Genomic DNA, 18,183 nt, shown 5'->3' on the forward strand with positions numbered 1-18,183 from the left:
TCGTCTGCCGGACACGTGTGCCCGTGTGATCGTACTTGCCCGTTCTGGGCACGGGCTGGACCAACGCGGCGCGAGGGGGCGCGGTGGTGCGTCCCCGGCAGCATTTCGAGGCTGGTCCGGGTGCGTGCTAATCTTGCCCGGCACTCGCGCGAGTGGCGGAATAGGCAGACGCGCACGGTTCAGGTCCGTGTGCCCGAAAGGGCGTGGGGGTTCAACTCCCCCCTCGCGCACGAGCGATGCACATGGAAGCCCCCGGAGCCTCAGGGCCCGGGGGCTTCGTGCTGGCCGCGGGCCCCCCGGCCGCCGGCTCAGCAGTCGGCGAGGTCGTCCCACGTCCCGACGACACTGCCGTCGACCGCGCCGACGAGCACCTCGTCCGGACCCAGCGCCGCCACCCGGGCAGGGGTGAAGTGGACCCCCGGGAGGTTCTCGACGTCCCCGCAGGCACCGCCTGCGCGACGTAGCCCCGGGCGGGGTCCAGCTGCGGAGGATCGTCCGTCGCCGCGAGGACGAGCAGCTTCTGCTCCCGGTCGCGGTCCCCCAGCTCCCACTCGCCGACGCGTGGGTTCTCCTCGTCGTCGGCCAGGCCCTCCCGGTCCTGGTGCAGCTCGACGGAGCGGACCTCGTCCTCGCCGCAGCTGTCCCACACGATCGCCAGCTCACCGTCGACCGACGTCACCCCCGTGCGCCCCACGGTCTCGAAACCGCTCGGAGCGATGCAGGCCGAGACCCCCAGGCCGACGGTCATGGTGAGCAGGACGGCTCCGATGCGCATGGCCGACCGTAGCGCTTCTCAGGCCGTGGCGGGACGGCACAACCCTCGGGTATGGCGGACATGCGCGAGGATGGAGGCATGACGTACCAGCCCGACCCGACCCGCTACGACTCCATGACCTACCGCCGCGTCGGCCGGTCCGGGCTGCAGCTGCCCGCGATCAGCCTGGGCCTGTGGCACAACTTCGGTGACGACGTGCCGTTCGAGCGCCAGGAGCAGGTGCTGCGCCGGGCCTTCGACCTGGGCATCACGCACCTCGACCTGGCCAACAACTACGGCCCCCCGTTCGGCGCGGCCGAGGAGAGCATGGGCCGCCACCTGCGCCGCAGCTTCGCCGGGCTGCGCGACGAGCTGGTCATCTCCAGCAAGGCCGGCTGGGACATGTGGCCCGGTCCGTACGGACAGGTCGGCGGCTCGCGCAAGTACCTCGTCGCCAGCCTCGACCAGTCGCTGCGCCGCCTGGGACTGGACTACGTCGACATCTTCTACCACCACCGGCCTGACCCGGAGACGCCGCTGGAGGAGACGATGGGCGCCCTCGACGCGATCGTCCGGTCGGGCAAGGCGCTCTACGTCGGCATCTCCAGCTACTCGGCCGAGGACACGCGGCTGGCGGCACAGCTCCTCGCCGACCTCGGCACGCCGCTGCTCATCCACCAGCCGTCCTACTCGATGCTCAACCGCTGGACCGAGCAGGACCACCTGCTCGACACCCTCGAGGAGGTGGGGGCCGGGTGCATCGCCTTCTCCCCCCTTGCCCAGGGGATGCTCACCGACCGCTACCTGCACGGCATACCGGAGGGGTCCCGGGCCACCCAGGGCAAGAGCCTGTCGCCCGGCCTCATCACCGAGGAGGCGGTCACCCACCTGCGAGGGCTGAACGACCTCGCCCAGCGCCGCGGCCAGTCCCTCGCGCAGCTCGCGCTCTCCTGGGCGCTGCGCGACGAGCGGATGTCCTCGGTGCTCATCGGCGCGAGCAGCCCCGAGCAGCTGGAGCAGAACCTGGGTGCGCTGGACCGCGTGACCTTCGACGAGGAGGAGCTCGCCGCGATCGACCAGCACGCCGTCGACTCCGGCATCGACCTGTGGCAGGGCGCGCGCGTCGGGTAGCCGGGCCCGCCGGCCGGGGCAGTCTCGGCAGATGAATCGTCGGGAAACCGATGCGTCGGGGCTCCCGGAGGAGTCAGACTCTCCTATGAGCACCTCCTCCGACGGGGACCGCACGTTCCACCACCTGCTGGTCAACACCGCCGTCGCCGGCCTGACCACGAGCTTCGCGTGGTTCGCCCTGACGTTCTGGGCCTACCTGGAGACCCGGTCGGTGCTGGCGACCGGCCTCATCGGCGGCTCCTACATGCTGCTGGTGTCGATGAGCAGCATCCTGTTCGGATCGATCGTCGACCACCACCGCAAGCTGCAGGTGATGCGGTTCTCGACGACCGTCACCCTCGTGCTGTTCGCGGTCGCCGGCCTCGTCTACTCCTCGGTGCCCCAGGAGCAGATGACCGACCTGCTCTCCCCGTGGTTCTGGCTCTTCGGCGGGCTGGTGCTGATCGGCTCGGTCGTGGAGCACATGCGCAACATCGCGCTGTCGACCTGCGTGACGATCCTCGTGCCGGACGACCGCCGCGACAAGGCCAACGGGTTGGTCGGCACCGCGCAGGGCATCGCCTTCATGACGACCAGCGTGCTGTCGGGACTGTCCATCGGGTTCCTGGGTATGGGGTGGACGCTCGCCCTCGCGCTCGTCGTGGTCGCGGCGGGTCTCGTCCACCTGGCCGTCCTGCGGATGCCGCAGGAGCCGGTGGCCACCGGTGCCGGCAGCGGTGGCCACGGCCGCATCGACCTGGCCGGGTCGATCGCGGTGATCCGCGCCTCGAGCGGGCTCCTGGCGCTCATCGTCTTCGCGACCTTCAACAACCTCGTGGGCGGCGCGTTCATGGCGCTGATGGACCCCTACGGCCTGGAGATGTTCTCGGTCGAGGTCTGGGGTCTCGTGCTCGGGGTCACCTCCACCGGCTTCATCGTCGGCGGGATCGTGGTCGCCCGCGTGGGGCTCGGCGCCAACCCGATGCGCACCCTGCTGCTGGGGGTGATGGCCATGGGGTTCCTCGGTGCGATGTTCACGGTGCGCGAGCTGTGGTGGCTCTACGCCGTCGGCATCTTCGCCTACATGTGCCTCGTCCCCGTGATCGAGGCGGCCGAGCAGACCGTGATCCAGAGGGTCGTCCCGCTCGAGCGGCAGGGAAGGGTGTTCGGCCTCGCGATGGCGGTGGAGGTGGCCGCCGCGCCGCTGACCGCCTTCATCATCGCGCCGGTCGCGGACCGGTGGATCATCCCGTTCGCCCGGACCGCGGAGGGACAGCAGGCGCTCGAGCCGTGGGTGGGTGTCGGGACGCCGGTGTCTCGCGGCATCGCCATCATCTTCCTGGTGGCGGGCCTGGTGATGGTGCTGGCCGCGCTCGCCGCCCTGGCCTCGCCGGCGTTCCGCACGCTGAGCCGGACCTACGCGGAGGCGGCGCCGCCGCCGGGTGGGAGGGGGCCGGTCGAGGAGGGTCACCGGGGCGAGGGGGAGGCGGTCAACGAGGACGTGGGCGAGGAGGACGGGGACCCGGGCGGTGCCGTCAGCGCGACGCCCGGACAGGCCGTCGGTCCGGCCTCGGCGGCGGCGGCGCTGACCCTGCCCGAGGGGGATCATCCGGTCCGACGCTGACGAGATGCGGGACTCCGGGGCTCCGGTCCGGGCGGCAGCACCCAGCCTTGCGTGCCAGGATCGCCGGATGCCCCGCTCTGACGTCCGCGCGGATCTGCGCGCCGACCTGCTGGCGGCACTCGTCGCCTTCGACGAGGACCGGGTCGTGGAGCTGCTGGACGGTGAGCGCGACCGGCGCGGGGTGACCGCCGTGGTCCGGGACCTGCTGCTGCCGGTGATGCGGGAGGTGGGGCTGGGCTGGGAGCGTGCTGAGGTGTCGGTGGCGCAGGAGCACCTGGCCACGCAGCTGGTGCGGGCGTATCTCGGCGGGCTGGGCAGCTCCCTGCGCGTCGGTGACGGGCCCCAGGTGTGGCTCGCCTGCCCCCCGCGCGAGCTGCACGACCTGCCGCTGCTGGCCTTCGGTGTGCTGCTGCGGGAGCGAGGCTGGCGGGTCCGCTTCTTCGGGGCGAGCACGCCGCTGCACGACCTGCTCCGCACCATGCGGCTGCACCACCCCGAGGTGGTCGTCGTCTCCGCGGACAGCCCCGCTCGGTTGCGAGCCAGCAGCGTCGTCCTCGACCTCATCGCGGGCGAGACCACGCTGGCACTGGGCGGTCGTGCCGCCGAGGTCGCCGGGGCCGAGCTGTCCGGCGTCGTCCTTCCGGCGGACGTCGTCCTCGCGGCCGACCGCCTCAAGGAGCTGCTCCCACCGGCCGAGCCGGCCAGCACCGGCTGACCTGCCCAGCGTGTCCGCACGGGCTCGGCCCGCCGGACCGTCAGGGGCCGACCGGGCGCGGGTGCGTCAGTGGTTCCAGGACGTGGACCGCGCGCGCCAGCGAGCGCAGACGTCCCGGCTCGGGCGATCTGGCGGTTGACGCACCGACCACGTCGTCGAACCACTGCCGGGCCAGGCCCACGGCGGCGAACGCCGTGCCCCGGTGGTCGACCGGCCCGACGTCGACGACCTCGGCAGCACCGCCGTGGCCCCGGAGCAGGTCGGCGGTGCGACGCGAGTCGTCCTGGGGTGTGTCGAGGTCCTGACTCCCGACGAAGAAGCGCACGGGTGCCTTCGTCGGCCCGTCACCGACGCTGTTCTCCGCCAGCCTCCTGGCGAACCACCCGGTGCCGGCGCCGCTGAGGTCCTCGACGGTCTCCCGGGTCAGCAGCAGCGACGGGTCGCGGGGCAGGGCGTGCTCGATCTCCATCAGCCCGTGCGAGCCGTCCCACATCGTCGGCAGCCGCCGGGCCCAGCGCTCGTGGACGATCGAGGCCAGCGGCTGGTCGTAGGCGCGCGCGAAGGAGGCCGCGAGGTAGGCGAGGTAGGTCGTGTGGTGCGCCGAGACGCCCGACAGGGTGTGCGGCCCTGCGCTCTCGAGGAGACGGTGCACGCCCGCGACCGACGCCGCCGCCACGACGTCCACGTCCGCGCGCGACCCGAGCGCCTGCAGCGCGGCCAGGGACGCGTGCCCGCCCTGCGAGAAGCCCAGCAGGACCGTCTGGCGCGGGACCTCGTCGTCCAGGACCTGCGGCAGGATGCCGAGCAGGTCGGCCACGCTGGCCGCCTCGGTCGGTGCGTGCAGGTAGGGGTGGGTGCCGGGCGAGCTGCCCAGGCCGTGGTAGTCGGGTGCGGCCAGCACGTAGCCGGCCCCGGCGAACACGAGCGAGACCAGGATCCCCTCGAGCTTGTGCGGCGCGGACGGGACGTTGACCCGGTGCCCCTGCGTGGCGTGCTGGTAGGACACCACCGCGTGCGGCTGGACGCCCAGGGGGGTGGCCACGAGGCCGGAGGCGACGGTACGTGCGCCGTCGACGCCCGTGGTGGCGTAGAGGACCCGGCGCAGCTCGACGCCGTAGCGGATCCCGAGGTGGCCGAGCCCGAGCACGCGCAGAGCAGTGCGGGCCACGGGTAACGGGTACCTGCGCAGCCCCGACACGAAAGGTAGGCCGACCCCCGCGGCCCCCACGGACTTCATCGATAGGCATCGCCGACACGTGCACCGTTCGCAGGCACGGTTTCGACAGATACTTTCCCGTCAGGTTCCCCCTGGTGGCGTCGCCTGTCAAGGGGTCTGCGCTCCATACTGGCCCGATGGAGATGGACGCGAAGACCGGCGACGTGAAGGCGCACGCCGAGCAGACCCGCGACGAGCAGACCCGCGACGAGCAGACCTACGACGTCGTGGTCGTCGGCGGAGGGCCGGTCGGGGAGAACGTGGCTCAGTACGCCACCGAGGGCACGGAGCTCACCGCCGCCATCGTGGAGCGCGAGCTGGTCGGGGGCGAGTGCTCCTTCTACGCGTGCGTCCCGAGCAAGGCGCTGCTCCGGCCGGTCGAGGTCGTGGCGACCACGGCGTCCGTCAGCGGGGTCGGCCGCGCCCGCCTGGACGTCGACGCGGTCCTCGCCCGTCGCGACGAGTGGGTGTCCGCCTATGACGACGCTGGTCACGTCTCGTGGGCGGAGTCGGAGGGTATCGACGTCGTGCGTGGTCACGGCCGACTGGTCGGAGAACGCACCGTGCGCGTCGACAGCGGCGACGGAGGGGTGACGCTGCACGCCCGGCACGCGGTCGTGCTCGCCATGGGCAGCGTGCCCACCGTGCCGGCGATGTATGCCGATGCCCGCCCCTGGGGGTCGCGTGACGCCACCGGCGTGACGGAGGTGCCGGCCCGCCTCACCATCGTCGGTGGCGGGGTCGTCGCCTGCGAGGCTGCGACCTGGATGGCCGGGCTCGGGTCGAGCGTCACCATGCTGGTGCGGGAAGACCGACTTCTCACCAGCCAGGAGGAGCTGGCCTCGACGGCCGTGCTCGAGAGCCTGACGAAGGCCGGGTGCGACGTCCGACTGGGAGCGACCGTGACGAGCTGTGATCGTCCGGAGGCCGAGGACACCGGACTGGGCCGGGTGCACGGGGGTCCGGTGACCCTGATCACCTCGGACGGGGAGGAGCTCGTGGCCGACGAGCTCCTCGTCGCGACCGGTCGCCGGCCCAACCTCGACGACGTCGGTCTGGGCGCCGTCGGCCTGTCGCCGGAACAGCTGCTCGACGGCGTCGACCTCCCCTCCTGGCTGCACGTCGTCGGCGACGCCAGCGGGGAGGCACCGCTGACGCACTGGGGGAAGTACCGCGCTCGGGTGGTCGGCGCGGGGATCGCGGCGAGCGCGACGTCCGACACCGACCCTGGCACGCCCGGACCCGCGGCGTCCGCCCCGGTTCCCGGCCTGCCAGACGACGTGCCCGTCCCCCAGGTCGTCTTCACCGACCCCCAGGTCGCGACCGTGGGGCGGACCGAGCGTGCCGCGCGCGAGGCCGGCCACGACGTCGTCGTCTCGGAGGTGCCGGTCGACGCCGTGACGGGTGCGGCGCTGCTGCGCGACAAGCCCGTCGGGGGCGCCCGCCTGGTGGTCGACGCAGCCAGCGGCCTGGTCCTGGGTGCGACGTTCGTCGGTCCGGCGGTGGCCGAGCTCGTCCACGCTGCCACGGTCGCGATCGTGGGTCGCGTGCCTGTGCACGTGCTCCGCCACGCCGTCCCGAGCTATCCGACGGCCAGCGAGCTGTGGCTGCGGATGCTCGAGGAGCTGCCGCGCGAGCTGCGCCAGCCGCACGAGCTGCGCGAACCACCGAACCGCTAGCGCCGCTGGCCGCGCGGGATCGCTCTGAGCGTCTCGCGCGTGGGCCGGTCGACGAGGTCGGCCCAGTCGTGGTGGGTCTCCACGTACTTCTTGACGTACGGGCAGACGGCCACGACCCGCAGCTCCTCGGCGCGGGTCTCGTCGAGAGCGCGCCGCACGAGGGTCCCGGCGAGCCCCTGGCCACCGAACTCCGGCGACACCTCGGTGTGGAAGAAGACCCGGCTCCCGTCGTGGTCGACGAACTGCGTGAAGCCGGCCACCTTCCCGTCCACCTCGATCTCGAAGCGATCAGGACCGGTCCGCTTGTCGACGCGGGGGGTGCCGGCCTCGGTGGTGTCGTCGTCCTTCATGCCGCCAGCCTGCCACCGCACCCGCTCGCCCGTCCTTTGCCATGATCGACCCATGACCCTGCGCAACGTCCTCGGCGGCGAGCTCCAGGAGTGCGGCACCGACCCCGTCACCGGCTTCACCCGCTCGGGCCGTTGCGAGGTGACGCCCGATGACGTCGGCAACCACGGTGTCTGCGCCGTCGTCACCCAGGAGTTCCTCGAGCACCAGCGTGAGCTCGGCAACGACCTGATCACCCCACGCCCCGAGTGGCACTTCCCGGGGTTGCGGCCCGGCGACCGGTGGTGCGTGGTCGCCGTGCGGTGGGCCCAGTCGGCCCAGGCCGGGCACGCCGCGCCGGTCCTCCTCGCCGGCACGAGCGAGGCTGTCCTGGGGGTGGTCCCCCTCGAGCTGCTGCGCAGGCATGCCGTGGACGTGCCGGACGACGCGTCCGGGCTCCTCGGCTGAGCTCCCGGTCAGACGTCTCGGGTTGCCCGCCGGGACCACCCGGGGCACGGTGGACGCCATGAGCGACCACCGCGACGACTCCCAGCCGATCACCTACCACGAGGACATCCAGGACCTGGACCTCGATCCCGAGCAGCGGGCGCGCGCCGAGGTCGACCTCGACCAGCCCGAGTCCGTCGACGACGTGCCGTGGAGCCCCCCGGAGCAGCGCCCGATGGGCGCCGAGATGCTCGAGATCGACGCCGAGGCCGAGGAGACGATCGACCAGCGGATCCGTCAGGAGGAGCCGGAGCAGGGCACGGCCTACGGTGCGCCAGAGTCGGGTGCGGAGGCGCGCGCCGAGGCCGGGGAGGTCGACATGCTCGGCGGCGACGACCCCGACGCGATCCCTGCCGACCGTGACGTGCTGGAAGGCCCGGCCTGACGGCATACCCTCTCGGGGTGCTGCGCATCGCCTCCCTCAACGTCAACGGTGTCCGGGCCGCCCACCGGCGCGGTCTCGACGACTGGCTCGCCACGCGGGGGTGCGAGGTCGTGGCGCTGCAGGAGGTCCGCTGCCCACTGGATGCGCTGCCGGACGGGGCCTTCGGCGACTACCACGTCGTCTACGAGCCGGGGCAGGTCGCGGGCCGCAACGGCGTCGCCGTCCTCACCCGGCACCGACCCGTGGCCGTGCGCACCTGGGACGCGGACGTCCTGGTCCGGGCGCCCGACGAGGACCACCTGCACACCGAGGCGGCGCCGGACGACGTGCCGCTGGCGCGGGGGCTGGGCGCGCACGCGCGCGAGGGTCGCTACGTCGAGGTCGACCTGGCCGAGGCGCCGATCACCGTCGCGAGCCTGTACCTGCCCAAGGGCGGGCTGCCCGCGGACCTCCAGGTCGCGGGCCGGATGCGCGGCGAGCCCGACGGAGGCGCACGCTACGAGCGCAAGATGCGCTTTCTGGACGCCTTCGCCCGGCAGCTCTCCCGCACCCGGCGCGCCGCCGCCCGGCGCGGCCGCGAGTTCCTCCTCTTGGGCGACCTCAACCTCGCCCACACCCGCCACGACGTGGCCGGCTGGCGCCGCAACCAGCGGGCCGAGGGCTTCCTCCCGGAGGAGCGCGACTGGATCGACGCCAAGCTCTCGCCGCGCACCCTCGTCGACGTCGTCCGCTCCCTGCACCCGGACACCGACGGCCCCTACTCCTGGTGGTCGTGGCTGGGCCAGGCCTACGCGCGCGACGCGGGCTGGCGCATCGACTACCACCTGGCCACGCCGCGGCTGGCGCGCACCGCCCGCACAGCCGTCGTCGACCGCGACCACCGCGGGGTGCGGCTGAGCGACCACGCCCCCGTCGTCGTCGACTACGACGTGCCGCACGGGACAGGCGTGACGCGGTGAGCGGCCCACGGGTGCTCCTCCTCGCGCTGGGGACGCGCGGGGACGTCGAGCCCTTCGCGCGGCTCGGGCAGACGCTGCGCGCCCAGGGGTATGACGTCACCGCGGCGGTCCTCGCGGACGGCGCCCCCCGCCTCGAGCGGGCCGGGGTGCGGGCGGTGGTCGTCGGTCCGACCGCCGACCACGCGATGTGGTCGCCGCGACCGATGGTCCGTCGGGCGGCGCACCTCAACCCCGGCCTCATGTACCTCCAGCTGCGCCTCGCCCTCTCCACCCACGCACCCGAGCTCGCCCGGGGCCTCGCCCCCCTGCTGACCGAGGCCGACGTGGTGATCTCCGGGCTTCCGACCGCCCGGCTGGTGCCCCTGCTGACCGCCCGCGGCGTCCCGGCCCGGCTCGTGCTGATGGCGCCCCTGCTGCCCGACCCCTACGGCACGTCAGCCTGGTCCCACCCGGTGGCCGACCGGCTGCCCGGTGCGGTCGAGGACTACCGGCAGCGGATGCTGTGGCGGATGACGACCGGGCTCTCCAGCGCGCTCGCCGAGGCGCTGACCGCTGAGGTGGGCCGGCCGAGCCAGCGACCGGGACGGCACCTCGCGACGGCATACCCCCCGGTCCTGGCGACGAGCGCCGCCCTGCACCCGGACGCCGCCCCCGACCTGCACCGCGTGGGCTGGTGGGTCGACCCGGCGCCGGTGCGGCCGCTGCCGACGGACCTCACCGCCCACCTGGACGGCCATCCCGGCGCGGTCCTGCTCGCCCTCGGGAGCATGCCGACCACGTGGCCCGACCGGCAGGCCGACCGGCTGGCCGGCGTCGCCCGCTCGCTCGGGCGTCCCGCCGTCGTCCAGGTCGCGGGGGCCAGACCCGGTCCGCGCGGGAGCTCCTACGTCGTCGGGGACGTCGACCACCGTTCCCTCCTGCCGCGGGTCGCGGCCGTGGCCCACCACGGCGGCTCCGGCACGACGCACGCGGTGACCTCCGCCGGCGTGCCGCAGGTCGTGCTGCCGCACCTGGGCGACCAGGCGCACTACGCGCGCCAGGTGCACCGGGCGGGCCTGGGTCCCGCACCGCTGCCGTGGGTGCGCGCGGCCGACGGGCCGCTGACCGCACGGCTGGCGCGGGTCCTGGACGACCCCGGCTACGCCGAGCGGGCACGGGCCGCGGCCGCGGTGATGGGGCGCGAGGACGGGCTGCGCACGACCGTGCGCCTGGTGGACACGATGACGGGGACAATGACCCGGTGAGAGTCCTGGCGCTGAGCAGCCCGATCTATGCGCACACGCTCAACGCCGCGCCCTTCCTCGAGGGCCTCGCCGCGCACGGGGCCGAGGTGCACTGGGGCGTCGCGAGCACGTGGGCAGGGCACGACGGCGGGGCCACGGCCGGCCCCGCCCCCGCGGCGACCCTCTGGGACACCGGGCCGGTCGTCCCCTTCGTCCCCCCCGGCGGCCGCGTCCGCGACGTCTCGGCCCGCTACGCCTGGCTGCTCGAGGACACCTCGACCCGCGTCGCGGCGACCCGGGAGATCCTCGACCAGGTCCGCCCCGACGTCGTGCTCACCGACTCGCTGGGGTATGCCGCAGCCCTCGCCGCCGAGCAGCGGGGCCTGCCGTGGGTGAGCTTCGGGGACGGCCCGCTGCACTTCCCGGACGCGCGCACGCCGCCGTTCGGCGCGGGGCTGCCCTACCGCACACCCGCGCCGTGGGTCTGGCGCAACCACGTCGTGCAGCTCGCGAGCCGGCGGGTCGTCATGCGCGAGGCGCAGCGCCGGTACGCCGCGCTCCGTGCCGAGCTCGGGCTTCCGCGCCGCGACGTGCCGGTGCTCGAGGCGTGCCTCTCGCCGGTGCTCCACCTGCACTGCGGCGCGCCCGAGCTGGAGTATCCGCGCGCCGACCTGCCCGACCACGTGCACTTCGTCGGCGCGCTCCGGCCGCCGGTCGCGACCGACTGGCAGCCGCCGTCCTGGTGGTCGTCCGTCGTGGAGGAGCACGGCGGGGACGTGGTGCTCGCGACCCAGGGGACGCTGCGCGGGGACCCCGGGGAGGTGCTGCGCCCGACCCTGGAGGCGCTGCGGGCGGCCGGCCGCCCCGGCGTGCTCACGACGGGGTCCGGAGACCCGGGAGCGCTGGGCGGCCCCGGTCTGGTGGGAGACGGTGCGGGCGGTGCGGGCATCGCCGTCGAGTCGTTCGTCCCCTACGAGCGGGTCCTGCCGCACGCCGGGGTCTTCGTCACCAACGGCGGCTGGACCGGGGTGCTGCTCGCGCTCGCCCACGGCGTGCCGGTCCTGCAGGTCGGGCGCACCGAGGAGAAGGCGGACATCGGCCGCCGGGTCGAGTGGGCCGGGGCCGGGATCCACCTGGGTGCCGCGCTCCCGAGCCAGCGCCAGCTCCGCCGCGCGCTGGAGCGGGTGGAGGGCGCGGCATACCGGGCGGGTGCCCGGCGGATCGCCGACTCGCTCGCGACCCGCGACCCCGGCCGCGACGGGGCCGCGCTCGTGGCGCGGCTGCTGAGCGGGCGGGAGCCGGGGAGCGGATAGCATCGAGTCCCGGGCATCCGCCCGGGACGTCGTCGAGGAAGAGGACGAAGCTCGGTGAGTGTGACGGACATCGACCAGGACCTGGTCGTGCTGGTCGAGAAGGACGGCACGGAGGTGGGGACCGCGCCGCGGCTGCAGGTGCACGGCACCGACACGCCGCTGCACAAGGCCTTCTCGCTCTACCTCTTCGACGACCGCGGGCGCGTGCTCATCACCCGGCGTGCCCTCGACAAGACCACCTGGCCCGGGGTGTGGACCAACGCCTGCTGCGGCCACCCGCGTCCCGGCGAGCAGCTCAGCACGGCCGTCCGCCGGCGTCTCGGCGAGGAGCTGGGGATCCAGGTGGACGACCTGCAGCTGGTGCTGCCGGACTTCAGCTACCGCGCGGTCGACGCCAGCGGCATCGTGGAGCACGAGCTGTGCCCGGTCCTCGTCGGCCGTGTCGTCGGTGAGCTGCGCCCGGACCCCGACGAGGTGTGCCAGTACGCCTGGGTGGCCTGGTCCGACCTGGTGACGGCGATGCGCGCGACGCCGGAGGTCTACAGCCCGTGGTCGGTGCTGCAGGTGCCCCAGCTCGACGGCGAGCGGCCGCAGCTGCCGCTGCACACCCCGCTCCCGGCGCAGCCGCGCGGCGACGACGGGAGCATCGCCGACGACCACGCGACGACCGCCACCCCGACCCTCGAACGGGTCGACGCGCTGCTGCGCGAGGAGTCCTCGTGGGTGGAGCAGGTCTGGGGCACCCTCGCCCCGGCCGGCGGACCGGACGTGCTCGGTGCCGAGGTCGGCGACCTGCCCACCTGGCTGCACCGGCTGCTCTCCGGCGGCGGCAAGCGGATCCGCCCGCAGATGTGCCACTGGGGCTTCGTCGCCTCCGGCGGGGTGGTGGGCACCCGCGGCCACGCCCACGTCGTCCGGGCGGCGGCCGCGCTGGAGACCCTCCACCTCTTCGCGCTCGTGCACGACGACGTCATGGACCAGTCGGCCGAGCGGCGGGGCCGGCCCTCGGCGCACGTCGTCGCGGCGGACGCCCACCGGCGCGCGGGCGGGCACGGGGTGCCGGAGCGCTTCGGCGAGAACATCGCCGTGCTGCTCGGCGACCTCGCCCACTGCGAGGCGGACCGGATGGTCCACCCGCTGCCCAGCGAGATGCGCGACTACTGGTTCCAGCTCAACCTCGAGCTCATCGTCGGCCAGCGCGCCGACCTCACCGGGGCCGCCGCGCGACGCTCCGACCTGGCCCACGCCGAGGCGGTCGCCGCCCTGAAGTCGGGGTCCTACACGATCGAGCGTCCGCTGCAGCTGGGGGCCCTCGCCGCGTGCGCGTCGCAGGAGCAACGCAAGGCGCTCGCCCGCTACGGGTGGCACCTGGGCCGGGCGTTCGCCTGGCGTGACGACGTGCTCGGCGTCTGGGGCGACCACGCCGTCACCGGCAAGCCGTCCGGGGACGACCTGCGCGAGGGCAAGACCACGCTCATCTGGGTGCTCGGCACCGAGCGGCTCACCGGTACGGCTGCGGACGCGATGGACCGGGTCGGCACGCCCGAGGCGCGGGTCGACGACGTGCCGCTGCTGCAGGAGGCGCTCGTCGAGGCCGGGATCCGTCAGGAGCTGGAGGACCGCATCGCCGAGGAGCTGGCCTCCGCCGACGCCGTGCTGACCGGGGCCCCGCTCACGCCCGAGGGCGCCGCCGGGCTGCGTGCCACCGCGCGGACGATCGCGTGGCGAGACTCCTGAGCCGACCGGCGGCCGGTCCCCCCTCCTCGCTCCCGAGCGCGAGCCTCATACCCCTCAGCCAGTAGCCCTCGATGAGGTGGTCCCAGCCCAGCTCGGGCTCGGCGACGAGCCGGGGACCGCGCGCGAGCAGCCGTCGGAGCAGCACGTCCGACTCGAGGATGGCCAGGGGCTGGCCAGGGCACTTGTGCGCGCCGTCGCCGAACGACAGCCCGGCGGCGCTCACCCCCGGCGGCAGCGTGCGACCGGGGCACAGGTCCAGCGGGTCCTCGCCCACGACCTGCGGGTCAGCGTTGGCCGAGCGCACGCACACGTCGACGAGCTCGCCCGGCTCGACGGTCCACGACGCCTCGCCGTCGGTGATCTCGACCGGTTGGTGCACCCGCCGGTAGAAGTGCCCGACGACCGGCTCGAGGCGGATGATCTCGTGCAGGATCGCGAACCGTTCCTCCTGCTCCGCGACGAGGTAGCGCTCGCGGAGCGCGTCGTGCTGCAGCAGGTGCCAGGCGGCCATCACGATGAACTCGCGCGTGGTCACCATCCCCGCGGTGCCGTAGGTGACGCACTCCACGAGCACGCCGGTCGTCGAGTAGCCCTCGTCCAGCAGGTGGCTGATCACGTCGTGCCGGCGCTCCTTCCGGCGCGAGCGCAGGGCCGGTCGGACGTCCGCGACGTAGAACCTGGCGACCGGGAGCAGCCCGTTGACGGCCGCGCTCGCCCACTGCCGCGGCGTGCGGCCCAGGTCGTCCTGGGTGATGTCGAACGGCGGCTGGTTGAAGAACGACACCAGACGCCGCGCCATCCGCGGCACGGACGACTCGGTGAGCCCGACGACCTCCGCCGTCACCTCCACGGTGTAGAGCAGGGCCAGCTCGTCGAGCACGCAGCCACCCCGCGCGGTCGCCTCGTCGAGCAGCCGGTCGGCACACTCCTCCATGAGGTCGGTGTAGCGCTCGGCGACGACCGTCGGTGCGAAGAACCTGGCGACCTTGCGCCGCTGGTCGTCGTGCTGCGGTCCGTCGGAGACGAGGATCGGGTGGTGGTCGAGGTAGCCCTGCGGGATCGCCTCGGCGGTGAACCCGGCCTGGGTCGTCGCGTCCCGCGCGCGCAGCACCTGCCGCGCTGCGACGAGCGAGCGCACGCGCCAGACGTGACCCTCGTGCTCGACCCGCGGCGTGCTCGCCTCCTCGGGCTTGACGGCCCGACGTCGCACGGGACTCATCGGGTGCTCACCGGCGCAGGACCTTGGGCACCTTCGGCCGGCGCCGCAGCAGCCCCTCGAGAGGCACGGTCCACACGTCCTCGCCGCGCACGCCCCACCCCTGCAGCAGGTGGTTCGCCGCGAGCACGCCGGTCACCGCCGCCCGCTCCATGAGCGCGATCGGCCAGTCCACCCGCAGGCCGTCGCCGGCCAGGGCCAGGCCGGGGTACGGCGTGTCGACGGTCAGCCGGTCGCGCCAGGCACCGGTGCCGACCAGTCCGCAGTCGTCCTCGACGAGCAGCTCCTCGTGGACGACGTCCAGCCCGGCCGTCTCGGGGAAGACCTCCTCCAGCGAGGCGAGCAGACGGGCGCGCACCCGCTGCTCGTCGAGCCCGCCGCGCCCGTCCCCGGCGACGTCCGGGTCGCGGTGCGGGTCCACGGCATACCCGTGCAGCTCCACGACCGAGCCGCCGTGCTCGCCCGTCCAGTCCGCGGCGCCCTGCTCGAAGCGCTCCAGGACGGTGACGTTGTCGAGCAGGTCGTAGCCGCTCGTGCCCAGGAAGGCCTCGCGCGAGGGGTTGACCGGGCCGTCGAGCCAGACCCGCAGCACGACGAAGGGCGGGGCGTTGCGGCCGGCCGCGGCCCGGGCGTGCCAGGCCTGCTGGGCGAGGGCGCGCACGGGGTCGGCGTCGTCGAGGGGCAGGTCGGCGACCAGTGCCCGGGTGGCGCGGGGGTCGGTGGCCAGCACGACCGCGTCGGCGGTGAGGGTGCCTGCGTCGGTGCGCACGGTCCACGTGTCACCGGCCTCCACCTGCTCGACGCGGACGCCGGTGTGGACCTCGACGCCCTGGCCGGCGAGGTAGCGGCCCAGCGGCGCCCAGAGCGCGGTGTCGTAGTCGTCGTCCGGCACGTCGAAGAGCAGTCCCTCGGACGACCCGGTGAAGTAGGTGTGGAACATCCCCACCAGCTCGCCGGCGCCGAACTCCGTGGGGTGGGCGAAGAAGGACCGCGCGAACACCTCCAGCGCGAGGTGCCGGGCGCCGTCCGGGAAGCGGAGGCGGTCGAGGAAGGCCTGCGCCGACTCGCCGTCGTAGCGCTCGTGGCTGGCCGGGTAGGAGACGTTGACCAGCTCGAGCGCGCTCGGGATGTGGACCGAGGGCAGCGCGCGGACCGGGAACGTGGGGCTGCGCAGCACGAACGTGATGAGGTTGGCCGGCGGGGTGGCCGGGAGCTTGGCGAAGCTGTCGGTCAGGCCGTCGCCGCGGCGCAGCGGGTAGTCCGGCACCGGGACGAGGTGGTCCAGCCGGGGGTCGGCGCGGCGCAGGAGGGCGCGGAGCGTGTAGTACTGCCGGAAGAACGCGTGGAAGCCGCGACTCATCGTGCGCCCGTCGTCCGTCGGCCAGGCGCGGACCCGGCCGCCCAGCTGCTCGCAGGCCTCGACGAGGGTGACGCGGGCACCGCGCTCGGCCAGGACCGCAGCCGCGGCGAGCCCCGCGATGCCGCCGCCGACGACCACGACGTGGCGCGGCCGGTCCGCAGGCAGCTGCGGGGCGCCCTCGGGGGCGGGATGGAGGACGGCGTTCCGGTCCCTGCCGGGGACGGGAGGACGGGTCATGATGCTCCTCGGGGTCGGGCTCGGGGTGGGCTGCGGGTGGTGCTCAGGAAGGGCGGCGGGCGAGCACGGTGTGCAGGATCCCGCGCTGCCAGCCGCCGGCGGTGCTCCACGCGAGGTCGGTGAACCCGGCGTGCTCGAGCCGGGCGGTCAGCTGCGCGGTGCTGTCGTTGTCGAGCACGCTGCGCCACAGGTAGCGGTAGATCGCCGGGTTCCCGCGCACCACGAACGCCAGCGGCGTGACGACCCCCCAGCAGACGACGGTCCACACGGCGCTCGCGACGCGGTCACCCTTGACGTGGTAGTCCTGCAGGGCGACCCACCCGCCCGGCCGCACCTGGTCCCGGACGGCCGCCACGACCTCGTCGCGCTGGTGCTCCGGGACGTTGCGGAGCAGGTATGCCGCGAAGGCGCCGTCGGCCGGCCCGTCCAGCTCGCGCGCGGCCACCTCTGGCAGGTCCTGGGCGAGGGCCTGCACGAAGCTCACGCCGGGCGGCCAGCTCTTGGCCCGGGCCTGGGCGAGCATCCCCGCCGAGGCGTCCAGGCCGATCACGCGGGTGTCCGGACCGGCGGCCGCCAGGACAGCGTCGGTCGACAGACCCGAGCCGCACCCGAGGTCCCACAGGGTGAGGGGGGAGGCGGCTCCGTGAAGCCGTCCGACCAACGCGTCCGCCGCCCTCCGCAGCGCACGGTGGTAGCCGGGGTTGAGCCGGGTCAGCAGGTCGTAACGGTCGGCGGCACGGTCGAACTGCTCGGCGAGCTGCATACCGGCTCCTCTCTGTGGACCCCGCCAGCCTAGTCGGGGGCGGGGGCAGGTCCGACCGGCTCCTGACACCTCCCGGGCCCAGCGATAGCGTGGGGTCATGACGGCGGTGGGGACGAGGACGGAGCCGGTCCTGCAGGTGGACGGCCTGGTGCGGGCCTACGGGGACGTCCGCGCCGTGGACGGGGTGAGCCTGCAGGTCGACCGCGGGGAGACCTTCGGGCTGCTCGGGCCCAACGGGGCCGGCAAGACGACGACGATCCTCATGATCGCCGGGCTCCTGCGCCCGGACGCCGGCACGGTCCAGGTCGCCGGCGTCGACACGGCCACCGACCCGATCAGGGCCAAGTCGCACCTCGGGCTGGTGCCCCAGGAGCTGGCGATCTACCCCGAGCTGTCCGCCCGCGACAACCTGCGCTTCTTCGGCCGGCTGCAGGGGCTGCACGGCACGCAGCTGAAGACCCGTATGGAGGAGGTCCTCGAGCTCGTCGGCCTGGAGGATCGGTCCAAGACGCCGAGCAAGACGTTCTCCGGGGGGATGAAGCGTCGGCTCAACATCGGCATCGGGCTGCTCCACGAGCCGACCCTGCTCATCCTCGACGAGCCGACGGTCGGCGTGGACCCGCAGTCCCGGCACGCGATCCTCGAGTCGGTCGCCGCGCTCACGGACGCCGGGATGGCGGTGCTCTACACGACGCACTACATGGAGGAGGCCGAGCGCCTCTGCGACCGGATCGCCATCATGGACGAGGGCCGTGTCCAGGCGCAGGGCACGCGTGACGAGCTGGTCGAGCTCGTCGGTGACGCCGACGTCGTGGTCCTGTCGGGCGGGGGCGACGTGCGCGCCGCGGAGGCGGCGGTGGACGGCATACCCGCGGTCCAGCGGGTCACGCGGGACGCCGACGGTCTGCGGCTCACCGTGCAGGGCGCACCGACGGCCATCGCCGGCATCGTCACCGCCGCGACCGGCGCGGGCATGAGCCTGCACGACGTGCAGATCACCCGGCCGGACCTGGAGTCGGTCTTCCTGCACCTCACCGGCCGGGCACTGAGGGACTGAC

General features: G+C 74.1%; 17 protein-coding genes and 1 tRNA gene. 12 read left to right on the forward strand and 6 right to left on the reverse strand.

From position 1 onward, the window contains the following. Positions 1-146 precede the first annotated feature (146 nt). Positions 147-230: transfer RNA gene (locus tag ACI3ET_RS04595), tRNA-Leu, on the forward strand. Here ACI3ET_RS04595 and ACI3ET_RS04600 read toward each other — a convergent pair. Next, entirely contained in the window at positions 212-775 is a 564-nt protein-coding gene (locus tag ACI3ET_RS04600; protein WP_405031785.1) for a hypothetical protein, read from the reverse strand. The two genes, ACI3ET_RS04595 and ACI3ET_RS04600, sit on opposite strands and share 19 nt — an antisense overlap. A gap of 78 nt (positions 776-853) precedes the next feature. Between ACI3ET_RS04600 and mgrA the strand changes: the two genes are divergently transcribed. The 3 genes from mgrA (at position 854) to ACI3ET_RS04615 (ending at position 4,203) form a co-directional block, all read left to right on the forward strand. Then, complete coding sequence (gene mgrA / locus ACI3ET_RS04605; protein WP_405031787.1) at positions 854-1,885, forward strand: L-glyceraldehyde 3-phosphate reductase; 1,032 nt, start codon at positions 854-856, stop codon at positions 1,883-1,885. Between the two features lie 85 nt (positions 1,886-1,970). Beyond that, on the forward strand, positions 1,971-3,488 hold the full coding sequence (locus ACI3ET_RS04610) for an MFS transporter (protein WP_405031788.1): 1,518 nt from the start codon (positions 1,971-1,973) through the stop codon (positions 3,486-3,488). Between the two features lie 67 nt (positions 3,489-3,555). Next, positions 3,556-4,203 carry a cobalamin B12-binding domain-containing protein gene (locus ACI3ET_RS04615; RefSeq protein WP_405031789.1) on the forward strand — a complete coding sequence of 216 codons (648 nt, stop codon included), beginning with the start codon at positions 3,556-3,558 and terminating at the stop codon, positions 4,201-4,203. A 40-nt stretch (positions 4,204-4,243) separates the two neighbouring features. Here ACI3ET_RS04615 and ACI3ET_RS04620 read toward each other — a convergent pair whose 3' ends face one another. Further along, on the reverse strand, positions 4,244-5,371 hold the full coding sequence (locus ACI3ET_RS04620; RefSeq protein ID WP_405031790.1) for an alpha/beta fold hydrolase: 1,128 nt from the start codon (positions 5,369-5,371) through the stop codon (positions 4,244-4,246). A gap of 191 nt (positions 5,372-5,562) precedes the next feature. On the opposite strand from ACI3ET_RS04620, the gene ACI3ET_RS04625 reads away from it, so the two are divergent. After that, the gene (locus tag ACI3ET_RS04625; protein WP_405031923.1) at positions 5,563-7,098 is read left to right on the forward strand and encodes a dihydrolipoyl dehydrogenase family protein; all 1,536 of its coding nucleotides are present in this window, start codon (positions 5,563-5,565) and stop codon (positions 7,096-7,098) included. Here ACI3ET_RS04625 and ACI3ET_RS04630 read toward each other — a convergent pair. Beyond that, complete coding sequence (locus tag ACI3ET_RS04630) at positions 7,095-7,448, reverse strand: GNAT family N-acetyltransferase (protein WP_405031791.1); 354 nt, start codon at positions 7,446-7,448, stop codon at positions 7,095-7,097. The two genes, ACI3ET_RS04625 and ACI3ET_RS04630, sit on opposite strands and share 4 nt — an antisense overlap. Positions 7,449-7,500: 52 nt before the next feature. Between ACI3ET_RS04630 and ACI3ET_RS04635 the strand changes: the two genes are divergently transcribed. Genes ACI3ET_RS04635 through idi form a run of 6 tightly spaced genes read left to right on the forward strand, consistent with a single transcriptional unit; the run spans position 7,501 to position 13,549 of the window. Continuing rightward, positions 7,501-7,893, forward strand: coding sequence for a DUF2237 family protein (locus ACI3ET_RS04635; RefSeq protein WP_405031792.1), 393 nt, complete (start codon positions 7,501-7,503; stop codon positions 7,891-7,893). Positions 7,894-7,951: 58 nt separating this feature from the next. Continuing rightward, positions 7,952-8,317: a hypothetical protein gene (locus tag ACI3ET_RS04640; protein ID WP_405031793.1), complete on the forward strand. Its 366-nt coding sequence runs from the start codon at positions 7,952-7,954 to the stop codon at positions 8,315-8,317. 17 nt (positions 8,318-8,334) lie between these two features. Further along, entirely contained in the window at positions 8,335-9,276 is a 942-nt protein-coding gene (locus tag ACI3ET_RS04645; protein ID WP_405031794.1) for an exodeoxyribonuclease III, read from the forward strand. Beyond that, the gene (locus ACI3ET_RS04650; protein ID WP_405031795.1) at positions 9,273-10,520 is read left to right on the forward strand and encodes a glycosyltransferase; all 1,248 of its coding nucleotides are present in this window, start codon (positions 9,273-9,275) and stop codon (positions 10,518-10,520) included. Before ACI3ET_RS04645 ends, ACI3ET_RS04650 begins: the two co-directional genes overlap by 4 nt. Further along, the gene (locus ACI3ET_RS04655; RefSeq protein ID WP_405031796.1) at positions 10,517-11,812 is read left to right on the forward strand and encodes a glycosyltransferase; all 1,296 of its coding nucleotides are present in this window, start codon (positions 10,517-10,519) and stop codon (positions 11,810-11,812) included. The genes ACI3ET_RS04650 and ACI3ET_RS04655 overlap by 4 nt, the downstream gene beginning before the upstream one ends. A 54-nt stretch (positions 11,813-11,866) precedes the next feature. Further along, entirely contained in the window at positions 11,867-13,549 is a 1,683-nt protein-coding gene (gene idi, locus ACI3ET_RS04660) for an isopentenyl-diphosphate Delta-isomerase (protein ID WP_405031797.1), read from the forward strand. On the opposite strand, the gene ACI3ET_RS04665 is transcribed toward idi, so the two are convergent. From ACI3ET_RS04665 to ACI3ET_RS04675, 3 genes are read right to left on the reverse strand one after another with little or no spacing between them, the layout of a single operon-like run. Next, positions 13,485-14,768 carry a cytochrome P450 gene (locus tag ACI3ET_RS04665; RefSeq protein WP_405031798.1) on the reverse strand — a complete coding sequence of 428 codons (1,284 nt, stop codon included), beginning with the start codon at positions 14,766-14,768 and terminating at the stop codon, positions 13,485-13,487. The genes idi and ACI3ET_RS04665 overlap by 65 nt on opposite strands. A gap of 7 nt (positions 14,769-14,775) precedes the next feature. Beyond that, a complete protein-coding gene (locus tag ACI3ET_RS04670; protein ID WP_405031800.1) occupies positions 14,776-16,362 on the reverse strand; it encodes an FAD-dependent oxidoreductase in 1,587 nt (528 codons plus the stop codon). A gap of 43 nt (positions 16,363-16,405) precedes the next feature. After that, on the reverse strand, positions 16,406-17,125 hold the full coding sequence (locus ACI3ET_RS04675) for a methyltransferase domain-containing protein (protein WP_405031801.1): 720 nt from the start codon (positions 17,123-17,125) through the stop codon (positions 16,406-16,408). 97 nt (positions 17,126-17,222) lie between these two features. Between ACI3ET_RS04675 and ACI3ET_RS04680 the strand changes: the two genes are divergently transcribed. Further along, entirely contained in the window at positions 17,223-18,182 is a 960-nt protein-coding gene (locus tag ACI3ET_RS04680; protein WP_405031802.1) for an ABC transporter ATP-binding protein, read from the forward strand. Position 18,183: the final 1 nt, after the last annotated feature.

The organism is Ornithinimicrobium jinqii, from assembly GCF_045032595.1.
GTDB lineage: Bacteria > Actinomycetota > Actinomycetes > Actinomycetales > Dermatophilaceae > Ornithinicoccus.

Excerpts from the sequence above, each read along its gene's own strand:
- ACI3ET_RS04600 (WP_405031785.1), bottom strand. The coding sequence starts at position 775 with ATGCGCATCGGAGCCGTCCTGCTCACCATGACCGTCGGCCTGGGGGTC.
- mgrA (WP_405031787.1), top strand. The coding sequence starts at position 854 with ATGACGTACCAGCCCGACCCGACCCGCTACGACTCCATGACCTACCGC.
- ACI3ET_RS04610 (WP_405031788.1), top strand. The coding sequence starts at position 1,971 with ATGAGCACCTCCTCCGACGGGGACCGCACGTTCCACCACCTGCTGGTC.
- ACI3ET_RS04615 (WP_405031789.1), top strand. The coding sequence starts at position 3,556 with ATGCCCCGCTCTGACGTCCGCGCGGATCTGCGCGCCGACCTGCTGGCG.
- ACI3ET_RS04625 (WP_405031923.1), top strand. The coding sequence starts at position 5,563 with ATGGACGCGAAGACCGGCGACGTGAAGGCGCACGCCGAGCAGACCCGC.
- ACI3ET_RS04630 (WP_405031791.1), bottom strand. The coding sequence starts at position 7,448 with ATGAAGGACGACGACACCACCGAGGCCGGCACCCCCCGCGTCGACAAG.
- ACI3ET_RS04635 (WP_405031792.1), top strand. The coding sequence starts at position 7,501 with ATGACCCTGCGCAACGTCCTCGGCGGCGAGCTCCAGGAGTGCGGCACC.
- ACI3ET_RS04640 (WP_405031793.1), top strand. The coding sequence starts at position 7,952 with ATGAGCGACCACCGCGACGACTCCCAGCCGATCACCTACCACGAGGAC.
- ACI3ET_RS04665 (WP_405031798.1), bottom strand. The coding sequence starts at position 14,768 with ATGAGTCCCGTGCGACGTCGGGCCGTCAAGCCCGAGGAGGCGAGCACG.
- ACI3ET_RS04670 (WP_405031800.1), bottom strand. The coding sequence starts at position 16,362 with ATGACCCGTCCTCCCGTCCCCGGCAGGGACCGGAACGCCGTCCTCCAT.
- ACI3ET_RS04675 (WP_405031801.1), bottom strand. The coding sequence starts at position 17,125 with ATGCAGCTCGCCGAGCAGTTCGACCGTGCCGCCGACCGTTACGACCTG.
- ACI3ET_RS04680 (WP_405031802.1), top strand. The coding sequence starts at position 17,223 with ATGACGGCGGTGGGGACGAGGACGGAGCCGGTCCTGCAGGTGGACGGC.